Source organism: Novosphingobium sp. YAF33, from assembly GCF_052113265.1.
GTDB lineage: Bacteria > Pseudomonadota > Alphaproteobacteria > Sphingomonadales > Sphingomonadaceae > Novosphingobium.
This window is the reverse complement of sequence record NZ_JBFRCW010000008.1, coordinates 149,486-171,152: the sequence shown is the minus strand read 5'-3', so window position 1 is coordinate 171,152 and position 21,667 is coordinate 149,486. Positions and strand designations below refer to the sequence as shown.

The window sequence follows — 21,667 nt, the reverse complement described above, 5'->3', positions numbered from 1 at the left end:
GCGACAAGTTAACCGGAATTTAGCCGCCCGCGGGGCAAGTCTCGCGGGGAGGTATCATGAAGCGCAGGATTGCCATCGATCAGATTGAAGCTGGAATGTATCTGGTCGGATTCGAAGGCTTTTGGCTCCTCCACCCCTTCTGGCGCACAAAATTTGTGCTCACCCAGGCTGATGTCAGCGAAATCCGGGCGTCGGGCGTGAAGGCCGTCTTCATCGACGACGAGAAAGGCGCCGCTCCGATCTGCGTCACCGCGCCAATACCCCCCGCCCCTCTCACGCCGCCGCCCGCCCCCGCAAAACGCGTGGAAGCTGCGCGTCACTGGCGCTCCTTCCCCGCGCCCTCGCCCTCGCCGCGGCGGCTGATTGTCGATGTCGACGAGGTACAGCGCGCCACCGAAGCGATCCAACGGTCGAAACGGGTGATCATGCGTATGTTCGGCGAGGCGCGCATGGGCAAGGCGGTGGCGCTACGCGACGTCGAGCCCATTGTTGATGAGATCGCGGAATCGGTGATCCGGGACGCTGCCGCGATGATCAAGGTGACCCGCCTCAAGCGCAAGAACGAATATACCTATCTGCATTCGGTCGCGGTCTGCGCGCTGATGATCAATCTTGGTCGCCAGCTTGGCCTGGCGGAAAGCCTGACGCGCGACCTGGGCATGGCCGGCCTGATGCATGACATCGGCAAGATGGCGGTACCGGGCACCGTCCTCGACAAACCGGGCTCGCTGAACAATGACGAGTTCGAGATCATCCGCGCGCATCCGCAAAAGGGGCACGAGCTTCTGCTGATGACCGAGGGCATCTCACCCATCGCCCTCGATGTCTGCCTGCACCATCACGAACGCGTCGACGGCACCGGCTACCCGTTCGGCCTGACCGCGGAGCAGCTCTCGCTTCATGCGCGCATGGGCGCGGTGTGCGACGTCTATGATGCGGTAACCTCCCGGCGCCCCTACAAGGACCCTTGGACGCCGTCCGATGCCCTGGCGAAAATGCTCGAATGGGAGGGCCATTTCGATCCCGACGTGCTCGATGCCTTCATCTCCAGCATCGGCATCTATCCCGTGGGCACGCTCGTGCGCCTGCGCACCAATCGGCTCGGGATCGTCGTCGCCGGCAACGCCCGCGAACCGACCATGCCGGCCGTGCGCGCTTTCTTCTCAACGACGGAGCGCGAGTTCCTGCCGCCCGAAATCGTGATTTGCTCGGCGACCCTGAAAGGCGATGCCGCGATCGGAATCGAAAACGGTGAGGCCTGGTTTGGTCCGCGATGGCCGGTCATCCAGGCGTTCGTGCTCGATAACCGCATGCCGACGGCTGATCTGATCGGAGCGGGCCAAGCCAACATCGCTTCGCCAGGCATGGACCAACGGCGCTTCGCAGCGGGAAATTGATCGTTCTGGGCGACAACCGCCGCCACTGACGCCAACGGCGTCCTCATCGCCAAATCCCGGCGCAAATGTCTGAAGCACAGGTCTGGGGTCTGGGAGTGCCTGCCGTCTATAAGCCGCCCAGATTTCGGCGAGTTTACGTGACGATTGGGGCTCTAGCGTCTAGAGAAGGGCCAGAGAATGCCGTGCGGCATCCGCCAGCATGGCCCGGGGGCAAAGACATGACCGGTACTGCTACGCGCGTTGCAAACCTGGTTGCCCAACAACTGGGTGTCGATCCCGACAAGGTGAGGCCGGAATCCCGCTTCATGGAGGATCTGGGTGCGGACAGCCTGGATGTGGTCGAACTCGTCATGGCGATCGAGGAAGGCTTCGACGTCCAGATTCCGGACGATGATGCCGAGAAGATTGCAACGGTAAAGGATGCTATTCTCTACATCGAAGCCGCGATGGTCTGAGGCACCTGCCGCCACGCTCAGGATCGATGCGGCGGCCCAAGTTTCGACTTAGGCCGCCGCACGCTTCCTTATGGCTTTACGCCGCCACCGCCTCTGTCCCAAGGTCTTTGGGCGCCTGTCGTGAAGCGCGCAGGCGCCAGGCGAGGATGATTAGCAGACCGCCCCCGAGCAGAGCCCAGGCGCCGATAAGCCATGCGACGGACAGGATCGAGGCGATCGGCTGCAGATAGAGCAGGACCAATATCGCGACGCCTAGCCCGACGGTGATCGTGCCGGAAAGGGCGAGGAGCACTTCCCCGCGGATTTCCTTGCGCAGCCGTACTGCCGCGACGATCTCGAGCAGGCCGACCGCTATGGCCCAGGCAGCAACCAGAACCAGCGTCGCCAACGCGTAGCTGACCGTGAATTCCAGCGGCAAGGCTACAAAGAGGCCGGCTGCTACCAGTCCGATCACGCCGCGCAGGACCAAGGCAATCCACCGGTCCTCCTTGTGCGCGGCGCCCTGTATCCCGGCAATCAGCGAGGCAATGCCATCGACGCCAGCAAAGGCGGCAAACAGCATCGTGAAGGCAAAGAGTGCGCCCGCAGGGAAGAGCAGCGCCGCTTTGCCCAGCGCCAGAGCCAGGACACCGCGAACCATCATCCATTTCCAGTTTTGCGCCACCAGCGGAACGCTACGCCAGAGCGAGGTATCGTGCATACCGTCCTCCTTTACTCGCGCCGCTGACCCATGAAGGTCAGCAGCAACTGGAACAGGTTGATCAAGTTGAGATAGAGCGAGAGTGCGCCAACGATGGCGAGTTTGCTTGCCTCTTCCTGCCCGGCATAGGCGTAATACTCGTTCCTGAGACGCTGCGTATCCCAAGCCGTCAGGCCGGTGAACACCACGATGCCCGCGATCGAGAACAGCATCTGCAACGTCGAGGATCCTAGAAACAGGTTGACGATGCTGGCCGCCACGACAGCGAGCAGACCCACCATCAGGATCGGGGCCCAACGCGACAGGTCAGCGCCGGTGGTATAGCCCCAGAGGCTCATCGCCGCGAACACCGCCGCGGCCGTAAAGAAGGCGAGCGCAATGCTCTCGCCCGTGAACATCAGGAAGATGCTTGCCATCGAGATGCCCATGACGCCGGCGAAGACGAAATAGGCTGTCCGGGCCATGGCGGCCGACATCTGATGTAGGCCGAATGATAGCAGAAGTACGAAAGCCAGAGGCGCAAAGATCGCCACCCACTTTAGCGGCGTGCCGAAGATGGGCTCGTACAAGGCCGGCGTGGACGCCACGCCAAACGCGACCAGACCGGTAAGGGCAAGACCAAGCGCCATGTTGCGATAGATGCCGATCATGTGGTTTCGCAGGCCGGCATCGAAGCCCCGGTCGATGGGGCTTGCCCTGCGCTGCGAAGGCATCGTCCGATTGAACAATGAATCCATAGCTCTCTCCATCGATTAAGACGACAGATCGCGCTGGCGCAGCGAGAGGCTTATAGCGAACCGCAACACCGAGCACGCCCGGTGCGCCGGCCTCTCGTTCCGTGCGACAAGCCCGGCCCACGAAACGAAAAATGTGTTTCGGTTTCCGTGGTTTCAAGACCTGAGCCCTGCCTCTACCCGGCTGTGTAAAGGACGCCCGCGAGCGTCACGCAGAACACGGACAGCCACATGAAAATCTGGCTGATGACGTGCATGGCGAGGCCAACCCAGCTGAAGTGCCGCCTGAGCACGGCGGCCGATCCAACGGCAACGAAAAAGACGAGCAGCGCCGACGCGGAAGGTGTGGGATCACGTGGGAGCGTTTCGTCGAACAACGGCAGCAGCCCCAACGCTGAAACGAGAAGCCACGAAAACATAAATGCGAGGTTGCTCGACAGGTCTAGGTCCGCATGCCTAGGATTTTCGGCGGGCTCTCTCTTCTGGAACATTAGATTGCCCGCCCGCAGGCTTGTGAAGAAATCCAAATTCCAGTAAGGAATTGGCTCATATTTGCAGCGGAGGTTGCGGATTTTGTATGTTCGACCTGGACACGTATAATCAGACGAAGGACCTCTCCGGCGGACCGATCGTCACTGTGAAGTACGACGATCCCGTGCGGTACATYGAGGCGGCGACTGATGAGCGCGGCAACGTATCCAAGGCGGGAATGGTTGCATATTTGATCGCTTACGCAGTCGCGGCTGGTGCGCTCGCATATTGGTTTTGGATGTAAGCTCATTTCCTTAGATCGGGGTCAAGAAAGAACCCTTTGTCCTGGCCTTCGCCAACCTCCGATTGAATGCGCACATTGCCTTGCACATTAGCATGTCGCCCGGCCTGAGCTGCGCGGCGGTCTCCATCGATCGCGGCTTTACCTGACGAAATTATGGCTTCGGCTGCGCCCGGATCGCCTAGATTAGGCCCGGCCGGAATCCCGCCAGCACCATGCGGATGATAGGTCGCCCTGACATCGGCTGCGGAGGACACGCCGGTGCGGTGCACATCAACGAGATCAGGCTCGTTCAGGCTTCCACGGATTTCCTCGTAGATCGCTTCACGCTTCTCCGACATCCACCGCTGGACCATCTCATCCCGGACACTGCGCTGATGCTCGGAAAGGTCTGTCGCCCAGATTTCGGGTGCATCCAGACCAGGATTTGCCGCTTGTTGCGCACGGTACCAGTTCGCGAGGTCCTGACTGAGGTTTGTGCTGAGTTGCATGCCATGACTCTCGGCCCAACTGGCGTCGCGAGACAGCTGCTGCGACAATTCCTCCAGCTTGCGCGCGGACTCCTGATATGAGCGCGCGCGGGAGAGAGCGTCCTCAGTGCTCACCGAAGCCGACGACGTCTGCGAGGCGCGACTGAACACGCCGCTCCGGCTGTAGGTGCCATCCGAAGAACTTGCGCCGGTTCCGTTCGAATGTTCGTCGCGTACCCCACTGGAAGCAGTGTTGGAGCTATCGCTGGAATTGGTTTGTCCCGTGGAATGCTGCAGCTGATCTTGTTGTGATCCGCTCTTACCTACGCTTCCTTCAATTCCTGGCAGCAAGCCGGACGCCCGGCGCCCACCTCCGCCTGGACCTGCGGCTGCCGGACCTCCCATACCGGTGGTTATCCTACCGCCCACTTGGTCAGACGTTATTGCACTTCGATCGTGAGTGTCACTGACCCGCTGCGATTGCCCGATCGAAGATCTGTCTTCCAGCCCCTGAGAACTGCTTCCTGTTCTCCGGTCGAACTGTTCGATCGAAGTGTTGGCTTGGCGGCCGCTGCTCGAATCCCATCCCGACGACTGTTCGGTCGAGGTTCCGAATGCGCTGCGATTGGTATGGGTTGAGGTCAGGATGTCGTTTGCGGCGTTTTCATAGGCCTGCGACTGACGGTGCGCCTCGTTCGCCATTTCGCGCCATTCGGCGACGGCGCCCGACGACATTGTCGGCGTGAATGCCAGGCGCGAAATGGCGCCGCCCGTATCGAAGACCTCCTGTCCGTTGCCGAAGCCATTGATCAGCGCGCCATTGTCCTGGCGCCAACTTGTCATCGGCGCGCCGCCCATATAGCTCGGCGCCTTGGTCCACTGGTCGCTCTGCTGCATGTTGGACGTCGAATTTGCCCAGCTGACATTCCCATAGGAATAGTTGCCCGTCGTCTGTTCGAGGGCAGCGGCTTCGGCGGCGTTCTGTGCGGGCGCGAGCATGGACATGGACTGGCCGGCGATAGACATCGCGCCGCGTGCCAGTCCCGCCGCGAGGAACGGGACCGACATCAGCATGAACCCTGCGATCGTCGCAGTCTCACCGTTCACGGCGCCGATGCCTGCGAAAGTGCCGAGCGTAACACCGCCCGATGCGATGCCGGTCGCCGCGGTCTCGGCGCGCGTCATGCATATCATATGCAGGATAACGTAAAGCGGGCCCCAGGCAGCCAGGTAGAAGAAGCCAACAGCGTAGCCCTTGAGCGCGCTCAGCCCGGTTTGCGGCATTAGGAAGAGCGGGAAGATGACCGGGAACATCGCAAAGAACACGACTGTCAGAACGATGTTGAGGATCGGCACCCAGGCCATCGCCTGTTGCGCAATCGAATTGTAGGTGTTGCGGGCCTGTACGTCGGCACGGGTCTGCGCGAACGTGTCGATCGCCGCCGCCCCCGTGCCACCCGCCATGGAGCTGCGCGCCTGCATGAATGCGTTGATCGCAGTGTTCTGCCGCATATAGTCGGCGTAGCTGCTTCCCGACCCCGTGAAAGCCTGGTTCACAATAGGAACATCATGCTTCAGCTTGTCGGCAGCAAGCGCGTTGCTGAGCTTGGGGTAGACCTCTTTCGCCCAGATCGGGGTGTTAGCCTCGATCATGTTGGCCCACTGACCCGAAAGACCTTCATAGGCCTGGCGGCACGTCACGATATAGCTCGTGACCGCGCCGCTGCCGTCCTTTTCCAGCCATTCCTGGGAGCGTGCTTCCGAGCCCGGGCCAATCGCGGCCCAAAGATCCTGCGCCTTCGACAGCTCGGTCAGCGATTTCTGGTTTAGCATGACGTCGCCGAACACACAATTCTTGAAATGCTTCTCGAGATTGGTCGCAAACTCGGCGTCGCGGATTACGAAGTTGCGCGTCGCATCGAACAGCCTCGCGCCATAAACCATGCCGTTGGTCGTGTAATTGAGCTCGCCGGGCATCACGAACACGGTCTCGGCGGTGCGTGTCATCCAATCGCCGATCTGCGTGGTGAAGCTCGCCAGCACGCCCAGTCCCAACGGTACGTTGTCGATCGTCGCCGGCGCGAGCGACGGATTTACCCTGTCTGTTACCTTGATGTCGACGGTCGGCACCATGAGGCACAGGTAGATCGCCGTGGCCTGGAGAAACCAGTTCATCCACGCTTTGTAGTTGAGCGTGAAGGCCACAACGAGAAGCGAATAGATGAGGCCCATGACCATCACGACCCGGAGCAGCGCGCGATAGCCCCCGCCTCCCGACCAAGCCGCTACAGCATTGAAGGTGTTGACCAGATATTCGCCGCCACCGACCGTGAAGACCTCTAGCATCGCCTGTTCCCCGGCTTCAGTTCAGCCCCTGCGAGCTCAGCCCGCGCGAGAAGGTCAGCGCCGAAGCCATGCCCGGCGTCATCGAATTCTGCAGGGTGGACTCCAGCATCATGCTGCGATTGATGAGCTGCATCGTGACCTGCAGCTTGTTGTTGAGCTTGACGTCGCGCTGCGCGTATTTGGCCCGAGCCGCGGCGATCTGCGCCTTCCACTGGGCCGCGGTAGCCTGGTCGAAGGTCTGGTAGTGGACCTGGCTTTGCTCGACCCGGTCCATCATATTGTCGAGCATAGCGGTGAGCAGGTCGACCGCGACGATTTCCGACATTGCCTGGATCTCGCCGGGCGACAGCGAGTAATGCGCATAAGCCTGGACGCTCAGGATCTTGAAGATCGGCACCGTCGCGATGTTCAGAAGCTGCTTTTCCGCGGCATCGAGTGGCTTATCGCTGCGGATCTTGTCGTTCATCGACTGGATCAGCGCTTCGATCCGGGGGCGCAACGCGGACGATGCTGGCACCGACAGCGTCTGCTCGCCGACCTCGTAGCAGTTTTCGTCATTGCATTTGAGGAGCTTCACCGGCGGCGCATCGGCCGTACCATCCAGAAGCGCGGTCACCACGGCGTCTTCGGCCGGGCCGATCATCACGACCTTGCCGCCGACACTCGGATCGTCCGACGGCTTCGTGATTACCGTACCCACCAGGGTCATGATGAATTCGGAGAAGCTCTGGTCGAAGGCGCCGAACTTGCCTGCCTTCTTCAAGGCCTCCCAGGTATAGTTATGCGGCTCGCCAACAAGTTGGTCCTTCATCGACGCATCGCTGTTTCCGGCGATCGTGTTATCGCGCTGGTTGCCGTTGTTGCAGCCCTGCCGTGAGGCGGCCCAGTCCGAGAATATGCCCTGGCTGTTGCCGATGGCTTCGCAGATGGTCGAGCGGGTGGTGTCCATCTGCGGCCAGATGCCGCCAACCAGCGCCTGCGCGGTCTCGCAGCTCGAGATGTTCATCTGGTTGAGGAGCTGAGCCTTCTGGCTGAACTCGTCCATCACCTTGCCGATTTCCGGAGAGACGGAGTCAATCGCGAGCTTGAAGGCAAAGCCGAGCGCATTGTTCGCGGTGGCCTTGAGCATCGCCACGATCTCGGAGGCGTTGATGAATGAGAAGGACCCCGAAAAGAGGTCGATGCCGCCGCAGCCTGCTCGAGCGCTTGGCAACTGCAGGTTGAACGGCGACACCGACTTTTGCGGGAAGCGCGTCCAGACATTGCCCATCGAATAGTAGCCGGCCGACTGGCCCTGGAAGGCGCTTGGGCCCGTCACATTGGCCGCACCGCCCGCGTCGTTGAAGAAGCTGTTCATCTGGCCCGCGACATCGGCATGGGCAACGCCCACCAGCGCGAAATGCGATGCCGCCAATAAGGCGGCGCCATGAGAGAGGCGCCGGATCGCCGCCCGTGCCCGTCCGGAACTCTTGCGTGCCATCAGTAGTCACTCCCCACCTTGGTGTTGGTGAGCATGAAGATCCGGTCCATGATCTCATCGGCGCTGAGGATGCCGTACCCGACCGGGATCGTCCGCTTCGTCTGGGTGTCGAACAGGACCAGCGCCGGCGTCTCGTTGCCGGTCAGTCCCATGCGGGCACGCTGGCCCGTGTCGACGACATAGTTGGGAAATTCCTTGTTTGGGCCGCCGTCCATCGAAACCGCCATGACCGCCATCCGATGGCTGTCGGCGACCGAGCGCAGGATCGGCGCGAAGAGCTCGCAGGCGCCGCAGCTTTGCGCATAGAAATAGAAGAGCCCGTAGCGCTGGCTGAGGCTCGTCAGGACGGCATCCCGATCCGCCTTGCGATTGTCGAGCCAGGCTCGTTTGCCGACCGTCGAAACCGGGCGTTGCAGCGTGTAGTCGATGTCGGGATGCTGCCAGAGAGCGCGCTGCCACGTATCGGCGAAAGTCGAGGCCCGGTCGAGCTGCTCGCGCTGGAAGCGCACATAGGCGATGACATTCTCTTCGGAGGGGTCAAGGATCGCGCGGGCCTTGAGCTCATCGAGCTCCTTTGCGATCGCGGCCATGCGTTCGGCAGCCGATGGCTCGGGCGCCTGCGGCGACGCTGGGCGGGTCTCGCGCGGCTTGGGTTTCGAGCAATAGAACCATTGCCCCAGGCGGCGCTCGCCACAATAGAAGTCGTCGGGCGATTGCCCGTCGATCGTGTCGCGGCTTGCCCCGGCCTCCTGCGCGTTAACAGTCATGGGCATCAGCGCCAGAACCACTGCGCAAATCCTAGTGAACTTCGACATGGCTCGGGATCCTTTCCTGCGGCTGTGGCGCAGCGGCAAAGTGAGGCGCGGAAGGGCGGGCGGCGGTCAGGTCGAGCGCCCGGGGGTGGACGCAGCAATCGGACGGGTCCGCGTCCTTCGCTGCGCGGCACGGCGAACTTCTCGTCGTCGCAGGCTCGGGCGGCGGCTGTGCGCCTGGGCTTGTCAGCGTCAGCACCAAGGCGAAGATGACGGGGTCAAGTATCGGCAGGGCCATTGTCCAATTCTCCCCTGGTAAGGCGCAGCACCGACATCATCAGCGCCACGTCGATGAGCCGGGTGCCTTGATCGAGCATCCGGATAATTCCCTCCACGAGCGGCCGCGCAGCGCGGCGGCCCTGCTCGCTCGCCCTCACGGCCTCGCCGATCGGCGTCAGCCAGCCACGGCTCACCATGCCGGGGACCAGCAGCGCGACCTGATCGGCGGGCATGTCGCCGAACCAGCCATGCATGACCGCGAAGATCTCGCTTGCTCGGAGGGGGGTGCGGGCGCGGAAGGCGCAGACGAAGATCGACAGCTCGAGAACCGTCATCGCGCTTTCGTCCCCGGCATCGCGGGGTAGCCCCGGATCATTTGCCGTGGAGATCATAGTAATCCTGTATCTTCGACTGAATGTCCGTCATCGTCTGGACTTCGTCGGGAAGCTTTGCTGCATCCAGGAAGTCCGAATAGATTTCGGTGAAATCCATCACCGAAAGGTCGAGCGAGGCGAACTCCTCGATCGTGAAGCCCTGGCACTGCTCCTTCTTGGGCGCCCCCCAGGGCTTTCCCAACTGCACGCGGCCCTGCTCCTGGAGAATCCGCGAAAGCTTGCTTTCAAAGCAGCAATAGGCGGTGCGCTTGGTCTTGCAGATGCCCAGGAAACTCGATGAGCAGTAGGTGCCCAGATTGTGGCAAAAGCCCATCCGGTCCTTGATATCGAGCCTCATCTCGTCCTGAGAACAGGCGAACAACACGAGGAACGGCGTGGCGAAGGCCGCGATCGCAGCCGGCCCGCCGGCCAGTGCGGCGGCGCCCGCCGCTACCGGCACCAATCCCGAAACCTTGCCGGCACAGCAGTTGATGAGGCCAAATACCGGTTTGTGACAGGTCTCGCGTGTGCCCGAAAACACCCGATAATTGGTCTCGTCGAACTCCTTGCCGGCCTGGTCGATCGAGTGCAGCGCCACCAGCGCGTCCTTGAATTCGGTCGAGGCCTGCCGTTCGATCGGCTCGCAGTCGCCGTTGATGCAATAGACGTCGTCGCCGCAAATATATTGTGGGGCGTCGGCCGAGGTGCCCGACGGCGTCGGGCAACGATAGATCTTCTCCTGGACCTTGCAGGGTCCGCCGTCAGGATCCTCGTCCAGGCATTCGGTGCGCTGATAGGTGCAACTGCCATTGGCTTCGAGTTCCGAGCAGTCGTTGGCCGACGAAATGGTGTGGCACTGGTAGCTGCGCTGCCACGCCCAGCACGGCTGCGTGACAGGCACACCGTCGACTATCCGGGTGACCGGATCGCTTGCCGTGCAGATCTCCGATTCCAGCGTGCAGTTGCTGTCGCCGGCATAGGCCGCGCAGAGACCCTCGTTGCGGGTGATGACGGGAACCGCCGGTTCCTCCTGCCTGGTCAGCCAGTAGTTGCCGGTCGAAATCACCGTGCCAGGGTGATAGGCGCCCTCCGTAATCCCTTGCGCCTCAGCGCTGCACTTCACCTCAACGGCCGTATGGCCCAGGCTCTTGCAGGTGTCGGCCGCCGTGTAGCCATAGGCCGCCATATTGTCGCAATAGTCGATGGGTCGGCTTTCCCAGCAGACTCCCGAGGTGATTTCATCGTCGAACGCGGCACGGGCCGGATAGGGGCCGCCATCGCTCTGCAGGAAACTTAAACGGCCGGTGTAATAGGTGTAGATCGTCCGCTTATCGGTGCGCACATCCAGATTGACGGCGCAACTGCGGGCGTTGGTCGTTACCTTGGCGCCCGCGTTGCAACTCGCTTCATAATAGCCGCTCGTGCCCGATCCAGGCGGAAGCGCGGTGCAGCTTCCGCTCGTCCCGCCATAAGCCTCTCCCGCCAGATAGGTGGAGGGATCTTCCTCAATGATGGTCGCGCGATTGGTCGTCGAAAGAATCTCGGCATTGCTGAATGTCGGGCGCACATGGCTGCTGTCGGTCGTGATCTGGTACTGCTCGCTACTCGACTTGAGCGCCTGGGCATCGTTGATCAGCTTGTCCGGATCATCGAAATAGCTGCCCTGCGGGAGGGTCGTCCCCGAGAACCCCGGCACGGCTTCGGCCTGCGCGTTGTCGCTGGGCACCAGGACCGGATTAGCCTTCGCCGCGGTTCCCATCGCCTTTCCCTGCTCGCGCGCTTCCTCCAGCGTGGTCTGCGCCTGCGCGGGGAAGCTGGCCCCGGCCAGGACTGCCAGACTGATTGCGATCGCGAGGCGCATCAGCGTTGCGCCCGTATATTCGAGAGGCCAACGGCGGCAACGCGGGCGCCGGGACCATTACCGTCGGCAAAGCTGCTGAGCGCATATTCCACGGTGACATTGCCCGTCATGCGGTCATAGGGCGGCACCTTGGTCTGACAGGAAAAGCCGGCACACAGGTCGAAATCGGACGACACGGCAACATAGGTCGGGACCGCCTGCACATTGAAGGCTCGGAACAGTCGCGGATCGATGCCGACATTGGCGAATTCGTCCTGGCGCTCGACGATCTGCCCGAGCCGAGCCGAAAACTCCTTCATGCTGTTGTTCGGAAAGCCGCGGAACACCACGACGCCGTCAGCGCGCGCCGTATCGCGAATAAGCGGTTTCAGGGACTGTGGCGGCATCGAGAGACTGGCGAAGACGATGAATTGCGGCGCCTCGCCGCTCTTGACGCTGGCATTGCCGGCGGCGCCTTGCACGATCTCATCGAAGTCGATCGCGCCGTCGGGCCCCTTGGGCAGATCCTTGGCCGCGACCTGCCGCATGTTTTCGGTGCCGGCTTCACGCACCGCGACGGCTTCCTCGCGGAACTGGTCGCCGCGATCCTTGACGTGGTTCACGAAGGCTTCCGCATCCGCGGCGAGATCGGCCGAGCGCTTCTTGATGGCCTGCACGTCGAGACCATCGACGGTCTGAGCGAGCAGCGCCGATACACCGGCGGTAGCAAGCAGGGCGGTAACGCCCCAGGCAGCGAAACGCATCGACCCCTCCCTACAGGACACAACAGTTGCGCTTGCGCCAGACGAGGTAGCCCATGTCCTCGCCGCCGGCGGGATAGGCGCGACCCGCATCGGGCGGCATCGTGGAAGCCCCGATTGCGGAGCAGGCGAACCGCCCGCTCACGGTCGGGATCGGATTGACCATCTGGAAGCGATATTGCTGCTTGCGCATGATCGGCATGAGGTACTTCTTGCACAGGCCCTTCGAGCCCATCGTCCCCCAGGCCAGCGCCTCGCGGTGCATCTTGTAGGCGAAGCGGGAGACCGCCAGCCGCGACGACTGCACATGGCCGATCGAGGCCGGGACATTGCCGTTGAGCGGGTACATCGAACCCTGGCAGCCCGCGCACCAGAAGAGCGGATCGAGCGGTAGGTTGACCGTTCCGGCAATGCAGTCACCCGCGCAGGCGGCCTGAGCGATCGGATTGGCGAAGATGATCGCTTCGGGGTTGATCAGCGTGGTGAGGGCATCGTCCTGCCAGAGCGGATCGATCTCGGTCATATAGGCGATGTCGAAGCTCGCCTGCTCGAAGCAGACGAAGTCGGTCAGGATCTCCATCCAATAGAGCAGCGGATACACATACCAGTGCACATGCCACTTGGCCGTGCTTTGCGACCGCCCGCCGACCATCGAGGGACCGGCGAGATAGCCCTGTCCGATATCGAACCCGGGGGCGATGCGAATACCGCCCAGGTTGGGGAAGCACCACGGCTTCATCGTCACATCAGCGAGGCGAGCCGGCTCCCAGAAACCGACGGCAATGCCAATGCGCGGCAACGGATCCGCGCAGGCGCAGACCGGCGAGGCGGGATTGCTGGTATCGGGCCGGCCGCTCGGCCAGATCTTGAGGCCGCCCACCGACAGGGGAAAGAGGCACGACCAGCAGACGTCGGTGATCGGATTGACGAACTTGCCGTTGCAGGTCTTTCCGGCCGCTTGCGCTGGCGCCGCAAAAAGCACCAGCGTCAGGAGAAGCGACACAGCGCCGAGCAGGGATCGAAGACCGCGCGTCATTCTCGCTCTCCCAATTGATCGAGATAGGCTGTGTCAGCGCGCTGCTTGCGAGCCAGATACAGCGCTGTGCAGAGCGCCGTGCCGACGAGCAGCGCGAGGGCCACCGCCGCGACGGCCGGGCGGCCGACCCATTGGCGCAGCGGGCCGACCCCCCCGACCACGAGCGCGAGAAGGATGCACAACGCCTGCCACGTCCGGCGCATGCGGCGCAGGTCGCTTGTCTCGGGCGCGGCCATCGGCGTGCGCAGGAGGTCGAGCCACAAGGGCATCAGCCCGCCCTCCCCTTGAGCGCATGTTCGGTGACCCGCATCACGCGGCCCGCCTGGCTGACGACGGCGGGCGTGTGCTCGATGCCGAAGCGGCCAGTGAGCTTGCCCTCCTGATCGAAATAGAAGCGCCGCTTGCTCTGCGACATCGCCTCGATCGGCGATCCCTTCACGAAGATGATCTTCGCCTTCATGTCGCTATATTTGCCGCAGGCCCAAGCCAGCTGCTCGGCATTATCCCCATCGACGAAGACAAGATCCTGACGAATGCCGACGAAATCGAGCGGGTTCACCTTCTGACCCGCCTTTGCGATCATATTTCCCTTCTGGTCGCGGACATCATGGTCGATGCGAACCGAGGGATCGAAATCCCAGCTGCGCGTCTCCTGGGCCGGCGAGATACCGGCGACGGGATCTGGCCGCCGCACCTTGGCCTCGACCCGCTTGGCGAAAAGCGCGTTGGTTCGGGCCAGTTCGCCGCTCGCTTCGGCACGGCGCAGCCGCGCCTCGATCGTCGCGAGCAGGTCAGGCTCGATGATCGGAAAGGCCTGTCCTGCCGTTCCATAGTCGCGCGCCTCGCTGGCGGAGCCGGCAAGAAGCAGGGTCGTGCCGCCAAGGCATGCGGTCGTCGCCGCCAGCAGGATGGTGCGCCTCATAGTAGCGGCTCCCCGGTCCCGATAATCTGGCGCGCGCAGACGAATCCGATGTCGGCATAGCGGCTGTCGAACCCGTCCTTGTGCGGCGTCCCGACAAAATAGCAGCCCGCCGGGACCGGCCCGGTCGCGCCGGGCGTCAACAGCTCGCCCAGGCGCGAGGCCCGCTTCATGCGCGCCACCATGCGCCCGCCGATCAGGACGTCGTTCCCGCTATGGGAAACGACATCGCCGGGGAGACCATAAACCAGCTTGCCGAACATAGCGGGCCGCGCTCCGAAATGGCGATGCACGAGAGCGGTCGCGGGCGGGTCGAAGAAGACATAGTTACCGCGGCCCGGCAGTCGGCCCCGATCGATGAGGAACGCCCAGTTCGGCAGGGATTCGCTCGTGTTGATGAGGAAGGCATGACGATCGCGCCAATCCGCGATCGCGCCCAGAACCACTGTGCCGACCGACAGGAGCCCCAGCGCTGCCCAGAGATGCTTGCGCGGTCGCCAGGCCGTTGCGGGGTGCGCCGGCACCATCGGGGTTTCGCCCTTGTCACTGAGCAGGGCCGACATCGGGCGCTCCAAAGCTCGACACGGTGGCTCCCTGGGCACCAACGGCCGGGGGAAGGACGGATGGAACCGGTTGGGCAGTGGCTTGTGCGGCGCTCGCCGGCGCGGCCGTCCGCGGATCCTGCGGCACGGGCATCTCGGGCGCGGCCTGCAGGCTCATTTGCTGCAGGCGCTGCAGCTCCTCGGCCGTTATCCGCTTGGGTATCGGCACGCCCGAGGCGTAGACCGCCTTCTTCACCGTTTCCGTGATGTCATCGACATTCTTGCTGAGCACAGCCTCGCCGACGAGGATGACGTCGCCATGGGCGCTGCGACGCGCAAGCTCCTTGTCGAGCGATGCCATGAAGGCCTGCATCTCGGCCTTGACCCGCTCAGGTGGCGATGCCGAGTAGCGCTGCGCCTCGACATATTCTCCGACCAGTTCGGAGAGCTTGACCGAGACGATATGATCGGGCCGGGCACTCACCTGCCGGGTCACCCACATCGCCCAGACGAGCGACGCGAGCAGCAGGAGCCCGCCCAGCATCTGCCAGCGGGTCAATCCTGCGAAGAGGGCCCGGCGGCGCGAGCGCGTGGCTTTGCCCGACGGCGCGGGGACGGGAGGAAGATCGAGTTCAGCCTGCTCAGCCATGGGAACGGTTCCCTTCAGACACATGACGCGGAATGATGAGATGTCGGCGCAGCACGATGATCGCGCCGGCCAGGAGAAGCTGCGCGCCGGCCAGCACCTGCTTGAAGGATGCGATGCGCGCCGGGTCCGCGGCGACATAGCGGCTCGCCATATTGGCCAGCTGGTGCATCATGCCGTCGATCGAGAAGCCGCCGATCGCCAGAAAAAAGAGAAAGAACAGTCCCCAGCTGATCAGCAGCGACGACAGAGTGAAACCGAAAAGGTGGAGATACCAATAGAGGATCGTGCGCAGGTCGAGCCGGATGCACGGGGTAGCCGCCGCCGATGAGCTGGGCTTAAGCGTCTCTTCGCTCGGGATCGTTGCCACCGCACCTACTCCGCGGCGATTGCGACGTCGGGATCACTCTCCGCGTTCGCCGCCCATTTCTCGGGGTTGTCGGGAAAGGCGATGCGCTCGATCGCCTCGTCCATGCTGAGACCCTCGCCGATCAGCGCCTCGATCCGGGCGAAGGTCTGCGGGCTCGAAGAGAACAGTGTGGCCGAATAGGGATCCAGGACCAGGCGACCCACCGCCAGCGTCTCGGGTCCCTTGATCATGATGTCCGAATATTCGAAGCCGTTACGCTTCAAGGAGCGCAGCAGCGCATCGGTATAATCGTCCATCTCGAAGCGATCATGCTTCTTGAAATCGGCTATCGTTTCCGGCTTCTGCTGGAGAATAACGAACCAGTCGCTGTTCTCCAGCGCCGCGATTGACCCCGCCGACTTGTAATAATCGTTGAGCGACTGCGTGGCGGTGACGAGCGAAGCGCCATATTTACGGCAGGTGCGCGCATAGGTCTCGATGAAGTCGGCCATGGCCCCGCCGCGCAGCAGCTGCCAGGCTTCATCCAGCAGCAATGCCTTGGGGATTGCGCGATCGACCTTGCGCATCACCTGCTGCGACATGAACATGATGGCGGTGAGGACCACGCTGCGCAGTTCTTCACGCGCCGAGAGATCCGAGAGCTCGAAGACGGTGAGCTGCGCCTTCAGTTCGAAGCTGACCTCCCCCTGGAAGAACCGGCCGTAGGTGCCCGCCGCCGAGAAGGGGCGCATCGCAATACCGAGGTCGTGCGCGAGCGCGTTGCCGGTTGCATCGAGCGCCTCGATCACAAGGTCGATCGATCCTCTTCGGCCGTGCGCCTCCCACACCGTGTTGACCGCGCCATCGATGAGGCCGCGCTCGGTATCGTTGAGACGGTCGATGTGGCGCGACATCTGGTTCACGATGGCCTTGAGCATCGCCATGCAGTCGAGCAGATAGTCCTCGTCCTCAGCCGCCTGGGCCTCGTCGATCATCGAGAAGGGATTAAGGCAGAAGCCCGAGCTCATGGTGAATTCGACGAAGGCGCCGCCCTGCAATTTGGCCGAATGCTCGAAGGATCGGCCGTCGTCGATCACGACCACCTTTGCGCCAGCGCCGCACAGCGAGGCGCACAGCTCCTGCAAGGCCACCGACTTGCCCGATCCCGATTTGCCGAAGACAGCGACATTATGGTTGCCCGCCGCGTTTTCGAACGGTGACCAGAAGAAGGGCTGGCCGCGCCGTCCCACCATCAGGAGATGCGGCACATGGCCGCCCAGATATTCGCCCTGGAGCGGCGCAAGATTGGCGGCGGTGGTGGTGAGCAGCGTTCGCATGCGCTTCATCCGCTCGAGATCGCGCGACAGGCCGTTGGCCATCGTCATGGGCATGGCGCAGAGCAGGCCCATCACCTGCAGGTAGCGGTCGTCGAGCAGGTCCCAACCCGCCGCGCGGTAGACGGATTTGAGCACGCGTTCGTTGGCGTCGCCGCGTCCCTTGGGCGAGAAGGAGGTGACGGAAAAGAATACCCGCACAAGTTTGCGGCCCTGCCGGATCTCGTCGTTGACGAACCGCCACTCCTGGCTCTGGTCGCGCAGCTGCGGCAGGAAACGCGCGGACTTGGAATCGGCGAGACTCGTCGTCCGCATGAACTTGAAGCTCGCCTTGTTCGACGAGGCCTGGGTGTTCGGATATTCAACGCACAGGTTCGTCGCGACCGGGCACGGCATGCGCAGCTTGTCGGTGAACATGTCGCCCACCAGCTTCGCCATGTCCCAGGGCGCCCAGCGATTGGGCAGGTTGCGCACCGAGAAGGAGCGCACGTCGAAGACATCGGGATAGATCTCGCCGATCTCCGGGGCGCCTTCGTGGACCTTGCCGGTCGGTCGGAACCGCTCGGTGCGCAGCAGCATCCGGTCGGGTTCGACCCGGAGCTCGATGTCGCGGCGAATGGCCTGGTCGGCGATGGGATCGAAGGGATTGTAGCTGACGACGTCCTCACCGGCAGCCGTGGTCGGTGAGGTGATGTCGTCGATCCAGGCGATCAGCGCGACCGGATCCATGCGCCGGGTCGTGACCCCCACCGAAGCCAGCGCCGAGACCAGGCCCTCCATGACCGAGACGATGTCGTCATCGGACACCGACGAGCTCTCGGGCGTCGAATAGGAGATCGCCACGCGGTGATGGCGCAGGCAAAAGGGCGCGTCCTTCGAGAGCGACTGCCATACGCCGTCGCTCAGGAAATCGACCCGGTGCTTGGCCATCCGTTCGTAGACGCCGCGTGCGGCATAGCGCGGCAGATACCATTTGCTCAGCGCCTCCCCCACGCGCGGGCTCATCCACTGATGGAACTGGATGCAGCCCGGCGCGGGAATGCCTTCGGACAGGAACTGCGTGATGATCTCCGCGGTGCGCTCGTCAGCGCCCACCATTGGAGCGGCCTCGATCACGAAACCGCGCGAGGCGCTGTTGTAGAAGATCCCCGTCTTGGGATCATAGCTGCGATAGGGCAGCCAGTGCGCCAGCATGGGAACGCCGAGCGCGGGCCGGTCATGATCGGGACGCTCCGCATCGCCGAAGAGCCCCGAGAGCATGCTGTCGAAAAAGCCGCCTTTCGCCATGTCAGTTCTCCTCCGCGACGGCGCCGGGGAATGGGGCCGAATTCACCGTGGGCTTGAGCGCCGGCCGCAAGTCGGGCGCCTGCGCGCCCGTGGCCGCTGCCCGTGCACCATCCTGTGCCTGCGACGCCACCGCCTGGTACCGGCTATCGGCTTTCACCCGCGCCGCCGCTTCCGCGCCGGCGGTCGTCTTGGCGGGAGCGCCAGGGACTGCCGCAGCCTGCGGAGCGGACGGGACCGCGCGTGTCGGCGGTGCAGCCGCTGCCGCGGGAGGAGCAGTCGGTTCGGCGGACGGGGCCGCAGCGCTGACGGGTTGCGGGGGCGTCGCTGCGACCTTGCGCCGCGCCCGCGCATCGGGCCTTGGCGAAAGCCGGGCCGCGACAGCGCTCTTGATGCTGGCAACCGGATCTGCCGTCGCACGCGCCCGCGCGGCAGCGACAGCCGCCGGGTCAGGCAGGCCTTCGGCGGGGGAGAAGCGCTCCGTCTCGGTCCGATCGACCGCGTCGGCGAGCGTCTCGCCTGCATAGGCCGCGGCGCGCTCATTGCGGGAGGAGAGGCCAGACGCGTCCGCGATAGCCTGCTGCTGCCACTCGCCTTGCGCGACCACGGCATGGACGGCGCTCGTCTCGTGCAACCGGCCGCGCTCGTCGATATAGGGCTGGAAGACGATCCGCAGCACTTTCTCCCGTGTGCGGCCCGCCTCTCCGATCGACACCGGCATGCGCCGCGGGCTTGCCACCGCCGTCCGGGCAGCTTTCCCCGCTCCCATGTCGGGATCGCGATAGGGTCCCGCCGGTGACGGCACGGCGTCCGGCGCTTCAGCCGTGATAAGGGCCAGTGCCCGGTCGTCGATCGATGACGACGGCGCGCAAATTCCGTCCGGCGCAGGGCAGGAAAAACTCCCCGCGATATTGCTGCCGAACGAGGCGCAGCCCCCCATGACTGGCAGGACGGCGAGCGCCAGGCCAGCATGCCAGCGAGTGGCGCGGCCCTTCACGACTTGGCTCCCTTCAGCCACGCTTCGAGCACGTCCTTGGGTCGGTAGCCCTCAAGCATCGCGCCGTCGCTGCGGACGATCACCGGGGTCCCGCTCAGGCCATGGCTGCGGGCGAACTGCTCGTTGGCGTCGAGGCCACGCGTGTCGCATTTGCCCTCGCTTTCGAACGGCGCGCCGGAATAGGCGGCGTGGAGCGCCTCTTCCCGGTTCCTGGCGCAATAGACGCGGTCGGCCAGATCCCGGCTGCCCAGGACCGAAATGGGCCGTTCGATGACCTTGACGTCCATGCTGCGCAGCACGCTAGTAAGCGCGCGGCAGTAGCCGCAGCGAAAATCGGTAAAGACCGTGACCGACTGGCTCGATGCCTTGTTGCCCCAGACGATCGCTCCGTCGCGCGGCAGCCCAGCGAGCGACAGCGTGGCCGGGCGCACTGGCACGGAGACACGGCGCGCGCCGGCTGTCGGTGCGACGGGAGAAGCGTCCGCCTCGCCGCCGAGCGCGGCCGTCGCATTGGCCTTGGCCGCGCCGCCGACCAGCATGTCGGGGTTCATCTCCAGGAGGCGTGCGGCCGTCACGTCCTGCCGCGTTTCCATATCGTAGACCCGGCCGATGACGAGATAGCGGGCGCCTCTATCGACATAGAAGAGATTGGCGCCGGCGGTCACTTCGCACAGTCCTGCGACCTTTGCGCAGTTGACAGCGCTGATCTCGGTCTTGGGCAGCCGGGCCTTGAGCAGGCCAGCGACCTGGCTGTCTTCGGTCGGAACGGCAGCGGCAGCGATGGCGGCGGCGCCCAGTCCCACCACCGGCAGGGCGATGAGGCCATAGCTCCAGGGCGTACGCGCAACAGCGGCGCGAAGGCGATCAGTTACGGACATAGACACCCTCCAGAAAGACGATTTCGACATCGATGCCGGTCGGCATCTCGATCACCGGCTGATATTGTTCGGCGCGCTCGATCAGATATTTCGAGACCATGTCGCCGGTCTGGGCGACGCCTTCCCCGAAGCCACCCTCCAGGATCTCGCCCGCCGAGAGTTTGTCGCGCTTGCCGTTTGTGGTGATGTTGGTGCCCTGGAACACCGAATTGGCGTTTGCGGAGAAACCGCGGCCAAAGCCCCCGAAGAGGCCGGCGATGAAGGCCTGCGTCACCAGCCCGCCTTCGCGCGAGACCACCCGGCCGCGCACCCCGGTCTTGCCGCCGAAGGCGATGAAGCCCTTGACCTCCGAGACCGCATAGCGGCCGCCGGGCTGGGGACAGGTCATCTTCTGCAGTTTGACGTAGACCTTCTCGGCCGAAAGGTCGCCGCGCGCCGCCCCGTTGATGAGGCAGCCCTCGATCTTGGTGGTGAGCAGGCGCCCGTTCTGGAAGACGCTGCGCGCAGGGCCCGTCACACGCAGCACGACCGGAAGCGGATCGGACTGGCTGTTGACGCCGGCACTGGCATCGACTCCGACGATCACCTTGGCGGACGCGAAGCTGTTGGGCGGCAGGTAGTTGACGCTGTCAGTGTAGACCGTGTTGCCCTTGGCGACGCGCGAGGCATTGCCGGTCTCGGCGGTCTGGAAGTTCACCATCTTGACTTCCGCGCCGCCCATCGGCGCGCCGGCGGGCCCGGCCGCCCCCGGCGTGCCATCGGGCCGCCGATAGGCCTGGGTCCCGCCCGGGCCGTAGAGCGCGGCTGGACCTGGCTGGGGCGGCGGTGCCGCCCGCTGCTGCGCCGCCTCGCGCTTGAGCCGTTCGTTCTCGGCCTGGTAGGCGGAGAAGACCCGCTGGCCATCAGCCTGAAGGGCCTGGTTCTGTCCTTTCAGCGCTTCGACCTGGGCTGCCAGCGCGTCGACGCGGTTTTGCTGCGCATTCACCGACTTCAGCTGGTTTTCCATCGACTGGAACTGGTTCTCGGACATCCCCATCCACTCCTGTTGGGAGAGGTTGCGGTTCACCAGATCCTTGGTCGACACCTCGACCTTTTCGCCGTCGTCGTCTTCAGCCGCGTCCTTGTCGTTGCCCCCGAAGATCCAGAAGGAGGAGAGCACCAGCCCCGCGCCGGCAACGCCCGCGAGCAGCAACCGCTGCTTCTTGCGCGTCGCCTCGTTGCTGCCGATTTCGCCGGTTACCGGTGAAACATTCTCTGTTTCTTCGTCGGGACCGTCCAGGGTGCGACGGGTGCGCGAGAAAATGTCCGCGAGTGCCATATGA

22 protein-coding genes are annotated in these 21,667 nt (G+C 63.8%); 3 read left to right on the top strand and 19 right to left on the bottom strand.

The window, feature by feature from the left end; genetic code table 11:
- Nucleotides 1-56 precede the first annotated feature (56 nt).
- Both AB4Z00_RS18490 and acpP read left to right on the top strand, forming a co-directional pair.
- The gene (locus AB4Z00_RS18490; RefSeq protein WP_313443279.1) at nt 57-1,397 is read left to right on the top strand and encodes an HD-GYP domain-containing protein; all 1,341 of its coding nucleotides are present in this window, start codon (nt 57-59) and stop codon (nt 1,395-1,397) included.
- Nucleotides 1,398-1,615: 218 nt separating this feature from the next.
- A complete protein-coding gene (gene acpP, locus AB4Z00_RS18485; protein WP_313443281.1) occupies nt 1,616-1,852 on the top strand; it encodes an acyl carrier protein in 237 nt (78 codons plus the stop codon).
- 76 nt (nt 1,853-1,928) lie between these two features.
- Here the strand turns inward: acpP and AB4Z00_RS18480 are convergent, their stop codons facing one another.
- The 3 genes from AB4Z00_RS18480 to AB4Z00_RS18470 all read right to left on the bottom strand — a co-directional run bounded on the left by AB4Z00_RS18480 (nt 1,929) and on the right by AB4Z00_RS18470 (nt 3,777).
- Nucleotides 1,929-2,552, bottom strand: coding sequence for an HdeD family acid-resistance protein (locus AB4Z00_RS18480; RefSeq protein WP_442046855.1), 624 nt, complete (start codon nt 2,550-2,552; stop codon nt 1,929-1,931).
- Between the two features lie 11 nt (nt 2,553-2,563).
- Nucleotides 2,564-3,202, bottom strand: coding sequence for a Bax inhibitor-1/YccA family protein (locus AB4Z00_RS18475; RefSeq protein ID WP_036528818.1), 639 nt, complete (start codon nt 3,200-3,202; stop codon nt 2,564-2,566).
- A gap of 260 nt (nt 3,203-3,462) precedes the next feature.
- The gene (locus AB4Z00_RS18470; protein ID WP_442046854.1) at nt 3,463-3,777 is read right to left on the bottom strand and encodes a hypothetical protein; all 315 of its coding nucleotides are present in this window, start codon (nt 3,775-3,777) and stop codon (nt 3,463-3,465) included.
- Nucleotides 3,778-3,863: 86 nt separating this feature from the next.
- Here AB4Z00_RS18470 and AB4Z00_RS18465 point away from each other — a divergent pair, with 86 nt between their 5' ends.
- Nucleotides 3,864-4,061 carry a hypothetical protein gene (locus AB4Z00_RS18465; protein ID WP_313443403.1) on the top strand — a complete coding sequence of 66 codons (198 nt, stop codon included), beginning with the start codon at nt 3,864-3,866 and terminating at the stop codon, nt 4,059-4,061.
- A 2-nt stretch (nt 4,062-4,063) separates the two neighbouring features.
- Here AB4Z00_RS18465 and AB4Z00_RS18460 read toward each other — a convergent pair whose 3' ends face one another.
- The 16 genes from AB4Z00_RS18460 to AB4Z00_RS18385 all read right to left on the bottom strand — a co-directional run bounded on the left by AB4Z00_RS18460 (nt 4,064) and on the right by AB4Z00_RS18385 (nt 21,663).
- A complete protein-coding gene (locus AB4Z00_RS18460; protein WP_442046853.1) occupies nt 4,064-6,874 on the bottom strand; it encodes a conjugal transfer protein TraG N-terminal domain-containing protein in 2,811 nt (936 codons plus the stop codon).
- A 16-nt stretch (nt 6,875-6,890) separates the two neighbouring features.
- The gene (locus tag AB4Z00_RS18455) at nt 6,891-8,354 is read right to left on the bottom strand and encodes a conjugal transfer protein TraH (RefSeq protein WP_442046852.1); all 1,464 of its coding nucleotides are present in this window, start codon (nt 8,352-8,354) and stop codon (nt 6,891-6,893) included.
- Nucleotides 8,354-9,169: a conjugal transfer protein TraF gene (locus AB4Z00_RS18450; protein WP_036528767.1), complete on the bottom strand. Its 816-nt coding sequence runs from the start codon at nt 9,167-9,169 to the stop codon at nt 8,354-8,356. The genes AB4Z00_RS18455 and AB4Z00_RS18450 overlap by 1 nt, the downstream gene beginning before the upstream one ends.
- A 215-nt stretch (nt 9,170-9,384) precedes the next feature.
- Nucleotides 9,385-9,720, bottom strand: a complete 336-nt coding sequence (locus AB4Z00_RS18445) for a hypothetical protein (RefSeq protein WP_442046851.1) — start codon at nt 9,718-9,720, stop codon at nt 9,385-9,387.
- 37 nt (nt 9,721-9,757) lie between these two features.
- Nucleotides 9,758-11,620 (bottom strand): conjugal transfer protein TraN, encoded by a 1,863-nt coding sequence (locus AB4Z00_RS18440; RefSeq protein ID WP_442046850.1) that lies wholly within the window; start codon nt 11,618-11,620, stop codon nt 9,758-9,760.
- Nucleotides 11,620-12,363: a type-F conjugative transfer system pilin assembly protein TrbC gene (gene trbC, locus AB4Z00_RS18435; RefSeq protein ID WP_442046849.1), complete on the bottom strand. Its 744-nt coding sequence runs from the start codon at nt 12,361-12,363 to the stop codon at nt 11,620-11,622. The genes AB4Z00_RS18440 and trbC overlap by 1 nt, the downstream gene beginning before the upstream one ends.
- 10 nt (nt 12,364-12,373) lie before the next feature.
- A complete protein-coding gene (traU, locus tag AB4Z00_RS18430) occupies nt 12,374-13,396 on the bottom strand; it encodes a conjugal transfer pilus assembly protein TraU (RefSeq protein ID WP_442046848.1) in 1,023 nt (340 codons plus the stop codon).
- The gene (locus AB4Z00_RS18425) at nt 13,393-13,665 is read right to left on the bottom strand and encodes a hypothetical protein (protein ID WP_442046847.1); all 273 of its coding nucleotides are present in this window, start codon (nt 13,663-13,665) and stop codon (nt 13,393-13,395) included. The genes traU and AB4Z00_RS18425 overlap by 4 nt, the downstream gene beginning before the upstream one ends.
- Nucleotides 13,665-14,318, bottom strand: coding sequence for a type-F conjugative transfer system protein TraW (traW, locus tag AB4Z00_RS18420; protein WP_442046846.1), 654 nt, complete (start codon nt 14,316-14,318; stop codon nt 13,665-13,667). The genes AB4Z00_RS18425 and traW overlap by 1 nt, the downstream gene beginning before the upstream one ends.
- Nucleotides 14,315-14,878, bottom strand: coding sequence for a S26 family signal peptidase (locus tag AB4Z00_RS18415; RefSeq protein ID WP_442046845.1), 564 nt, complete (start codon nt 14,876-14,878; stop codon nt 14,315-14,317). The genes traW and AB4Z00_RS18415 overlap by 4 nt, the downstream gene beginning before the upstream one ends.
- A complete protein-coding gene (locus tag AB4Z00_RS18410) occupies nt 14,859-15,506 on the bottom strand; it encodes a TrbI F-type domain-containing protein (RefSeq protein WP_442046844.1) in 648 nt (215 codons plus the stop codon). Before AB4Z00_RS18410 ends, AB4Z00_RS18415 begins: the two co-directional genes overlap by 20 nt.
- The gene (locus AB4Z00_RS18405; RefSeq protein WP_442046843.1) at nt 15,499-15,873 is read right to left on the bottom strand and encodes a hypothetical protein; all 375 of its coding nucleotides are present in this window, start codon (nt 15,871-15,873) and stop codon (nt 15,499-15,501) included. The genes AB4Z00_RS18410 and AB4Z00_RS18405 overlap by 8 nt, the downstream gene beginning before the upstream one ends.
- 5 nt (nt 15,874-15,878) lie before the next feature.
- Nucleotides 15,879-18,473 (bottom strand): type IV secretion system protein TraC, encoded by a 2,595-nt coding sequence (gene traC / locus AB4Z00_RS18400; RefSeq protein ID WP_442046842.1) that lies wholly within the window; start codon nt 18,471-18,473, stop codon nt 15,879-15,881.
- 1 nt (nt 18,474) lies between these two features.
- The gene (locus AB4Z00_RS18395) at nt 18,475-19,488 is read right to left on the bottom strand and encodes a TraV family lipoprotein (RefSeq protein ID WP_442046841.1); all 1,014 of its coding nucleotides are present in this window, start codon (nt 19,486-19,488) and stop codon (nt 18,475-18,477) included.
- Nucleotides 19,464-20,345, bottom strand: a complete 882-nt coding sequence (locus tag AB4Z00_RS18390; RefSeq protein ID WP_442046840.1) for a DsbC family protein — start codon at nt 20,343-20,345, stop codon at nt 19,464-19,466. The genes AB4Z00_RS18395 and AB4Z00_RS18390 overlap by 25 nt, the downstream gene beginning before the upstream one ends.
- A complete protein-coding gene (locus AB4Z00_RS18385; protein ID WP_442046839.1) occupies nt 20,332-21,663 on the bottom strand; it encodes a TrbI/VirB10 family protein in 1,332 nt (443 codons plus the stop codon). The genes AB4Z00_RS18390 and AB4Z00_RS18385 overlap by 14 nt, the downstream gene beginning before the upstream one ends.
- Nucleotides 21,664-21,667 lie beyond the last annotated feature (4 nt).

What these genes read in the sequence shown, in the direction of transcription:
- AB4Z00_RS18410 (WP_442046844.1), bottom strand. Translation starts at nt 15,506, where the DNA reads ATGGCTGAGCAGGCTGAACTCGATCTTCCTCCCGTCCCCGCGCCGTCG.
- AB4Z00_RS18425 (WP_442046847.1), bottom strand. Translation starts at nt 13,665, where the DNA reads ATGCCCTTGTGGCTCGACCTCCTGCGCACGCCGATGGCCGCGCCCGAG.
- traC (WP_442046842.1), bottom strand. Translation starts at nt 18,473, where the DNA reads ATGGCGAAAGGCGGCTTTTTCGACAGCATGCTCTCGGGGCTCTTCGGC.
- traW (WP_442046846.1), bottom strand. Translation starts at nt 14,318, where the DNA reads ATGAGGCGCACCATCCTGCTGGCGGCGACGACCGCATGCCTTGGCGGC.
- AB4Z00_RS18475 (WP_036528818.1), bottom strand. Translation starts at nt 3,202, where the DNA reads ATGATCGGCATCTATCGCAACATGGCGCTTGGTCTTGCCCTTACCGGT.
- AB4Z00_RS18470 (WP_442046854.1), bottom strand. Translation starts at nt 3,777, where the DNA reads ATGTTCCAGAAGAGAGAGCCCGCCGAAAATCCTAGGCATGCGGACCTA.
- trbC (WP_442046849.1), bottom strand. Translation starts at nt 12,363, where the DNA reads ATGCGTTTCGCTGCCTGGGGCGTTACCGCCCTGCTTGCTACCGCCGGT.
- AB4Z00_RS18385 (WP_442046839.1), bottom strand. Translation starts at nt 21,663, where the DNA reads ATGGCACTCGCGGACATTTTCTCGCGCACCCGTCGCACCCTGGACGGT.
- acpP (WP_313443281.1), top strand. Translation starts at nt 1,616, where the DNA reads ATGACCGGTACTGCTACGCGCGTTGCAAACCTGGTTGCCCAACAACTG.
- traU (WP_442046848.1), bottom strand. Translation starts at nt 13,396, where the DNA reads ATGACGCGCGGTCTTCGATCCCTGCTCGGCGCTGTGTCGCTTCTCCTG.
- AB4Z00_RS18440 (WP_442046850.1), bottom strand. Translation starts at nt 11,620, where the DNA reads ATGCGCCTCGCGATCGCAATCAGTCTGGCAGTCCTGGCCGGGGCCAGC.
- AB4Z00_RS18460 (WP_442046853.1), bottom strand. Translation starts at nt 6,874, where the DNA reads ATGCTAGAGGTCTTCACGGTCGGTGGCGGCGAATATCTGGTCAACACC.
- AB4Z00_RS18450 (WP_036528767.1), bottom strand. Translation starts at nt 9,169, where the DNA reads ATGTCGAAGTTCACTAGGATTTGCGCAGTGGTTCTGGCGCTGATGCCC.
- AB4Z00_RS18445 (WP_442046851.1), bottom strand. Translation starts at nt 9,720, where the DNA reads ATGACGGTTCTCGAGCTGTCGATCTTCGTCTGCGCCTTCCGCGCCCGC.
- AB4Z00_RS18455 (WP_442046852.1), bottom strand. Translation starts at nt 8,354, where the DNA reads ATGGCACGCAAGAGTTCCGGACGGGCACGGGCGGCGATCCGGCGCCTC.
- AB4Z00_RS18415 (WP_442046845.1), bottom strand. Translation starts at nt 14,878, where the DNA reads ATGTCGGCCCTGCTCAGTGACAAGGGCGAAACCCCGATGGTGCCGGCG.
- AB4Z00_RS18490 (WP_313443279.1), top strand. Translation starts at nt 57, where the DNA reads ATGAAGCGCAGGATTGCCATCGATCAGATTGAAGCTGGAATGTATCTG.
- AB4Z00_RS18480 (WP_442046855.1), bottom strand. Translation starts at nt 2,552, where the DNA reads ATGCACGATACCTCGCTCTGGCGTAGCGTTCCGCTGGTGGCGCAAAAC.
- AB4Z00_RS18390 (WP_442046840.1), bottom strand. Translation starts at nt 20,345, where the DNA reads ATGTCCGTAACTGATCGCCTTCGCGCCGCTGTTGCGCGTACGCCCTGG.